The sequence below is a fragment of the Agromyces humi genome, from assembly GCF_009720255.1.
Classification (GTDB): Bacteria; Actinomycetota; Actinomycetes; order Actinomycetales; family Microbacteriaceae; genus Agromyces; species Agromyces humi.
In genome coordinates, this window is sequence record NZ_WJSP02000583.1 from 1 (window position 1) to 1698 (window position 1698).

Genomic DNA, 1698 nt, shown 5'->3' on the forward strand with positions numbered 1-1698 from the left:
CCACCTCGGCGGCCATGATCGACTGCACGACGGCCGAGAGCGTCGAGTCGCCCGTGGTCAGCGGGTCGTAGTACTCGAAGTCGGCGCGCTTCATCTCGGTGGTGAACCGGTCGCCCTGGAGGTACAGGCGCGATCGCTGACGCGGCCCGACGAGACGGCGAGCATGACGCGGTCCATCGCCGCGAACCCCTCGACGGCGTGGCCGCCGTACACCAGCGACCGGGCGAGCGACATCGTGGCGAGCACCTCGAGGTCGAGGTCGCCCAGGCTCCGCGCCGACGCCGCGGCCCGCTCGCACAGCCCGATGGACTCGTCGAGCCGCCCCTGTGCGTATGCGGTGGCCCCCAGCGCGAGCGCCACGGCGGCCTCGCCGAACGGCGACGGGGTGCTCGGGTGCGATGAACGAGGGCAGTTCTCCGCTGCCCCGCCATTCGCGCACCGGCGCGTCACGCAGGAGCGAGCGTCGGGCCGCGTCGGCGGCCGCGTCGAACCGAGGGTCGTCGAGGTTCGCGATACGCGCGAGGAGGTAGGGCGGCACGATCGCCGCGTGCGGCGTCGGATGGGGGTAGGGCCGGGGCATCCGCGTCATGCACCGATCGTGACACGTCCTCCCGACACCCGGCGAGACCCGCGCCGGGCGCGCCGTCGCGCGGCGTCACGAACGGCGGCGACTTGCCGCGACGCCTCGGGACGGGGAAGCTGGGACCGTGTCCACCGCCCTCGTCGCGCCGCCCGAGGTGCGCACGCACCCCATCGCATTGCTCCCGGCCGTGCTCGTCTGCGGCGCCGCGGTGCTCCTCTTCGGGTTCCAGCTGCGACTGGCGGGATACGCGGTGCTGGTGCTCGGGCTCGCCGTGGCGTGGCTGGTCGACCGGTCGGGTCGCACGAGTCGGCTGCTGCCCGACCTCGCCCTCATCGCGCTCGGTCAGGTCATCATCTCCACCATGTCGCTCGAAGCCGACATCAGCTACCCGAACATGCTCCGCTTCACGGTCGTGCTCGGCAGTGCCGTGGCGGTGCCGTACCTGATCTCCCGGTTCGTCTACCGCGACCGCGTGATCCGCTTCCCGTGGCGCACCGGCCGGCGGTGGACGAGGGTGCAGTGGGCGTACCTGCTGCTCGTGCTCTTCCTCGGCTGGGCCATCCTGCCGTTCTACTTCATCACCTCGGGCGTCTACACCAACTGGCCGACGGTGACGGAGCCCGACGAGATCGCCCGCCTGTTCGTGGGCGTGAACGCGGTGGGCACGTGGGACGAGCTGTTCTTCATCTGCACGGTCTTCGCGTTGCTGCGGCGGCACTTCCCGACCTGGCAGGCGAACCTGCTGCAGACGATCGTGTTCGTCTCGTTCCTGTGGGAGCTCGGCTACCAGTCCTGGGGTCCGCTGCTCACCATCCCATTCGCACTGCTGCAGGGCTACACGTTCAAGCTCACGAAGTCGCTCACCTACGTGCTGGTCGTGCACCTGCTCTTCGACGCCATCGTGTTCGCGGTCATCGTCTATGCCCACAACGGCTGGCCGGCGATCTTCCTGCTGGCACCGTAGACGACCGGCGCAGCCTCCGAATCCGGCCGTCGGGATCGACTCACGGCGACCGGCGCAGTCGCAGCATGGAGCGCACCGACAGGGCCGCCAGGGCGAACGCGGCCGCCACAGTCGCCGCGCACAGCGTCCACTCGAGCGCGCCCGGCCGCGC

The 1698-nt window shown here is 70.8% G+C and carries 2 protein-coding genes and 1 pseudogene; 1 reads left to right on the top strand and 2 read right to left on the bottom strand.

What is annotated here, in order from left to right:
* Both GH736_RS22520 and GH736_RS24380 read right to left on the bottom strand, forming a co-directional pair.
* Positions 1 to 127 (bottom strand): annotated as a pseudogene (locus tag GH736_RS22520) (hypothetical protein); the annotation flags it as partial.
* Positions 91 to 360 (bottom strand): hypothetical protein, encoded by a 270-nt coding sequence (locus tag GH736_RS24380; protein ID WP_162529600.1) that lies wholly within the window; start codon positions 358 to 360, stop codon positions 91 to 93. The gene GH736_RS24380 and the pseudogene GH736_RS22520, both read right to left, overlap by 37 nt.
* A 347-nt stretch (positions 361 to 707) precedes the next feature.
* On the opposite strand from GH736_RS24380, the gene GH736_RS22525 reads away from it, so the two are divergent.
* Positions 708 to 1547, top strand: a complete 840-nt coding sequence (locus tag GH736_RS22525; RefSeq protein ID WP_159607211.1) for a CPBP family glutamic-type intramembrane protease — start codon at positions 708 to 710, stop codon at positions 1545 to 1547.
* The last annotated feature ends 151 nt before the right edge of the window (positions 1548 to 1698 follow it).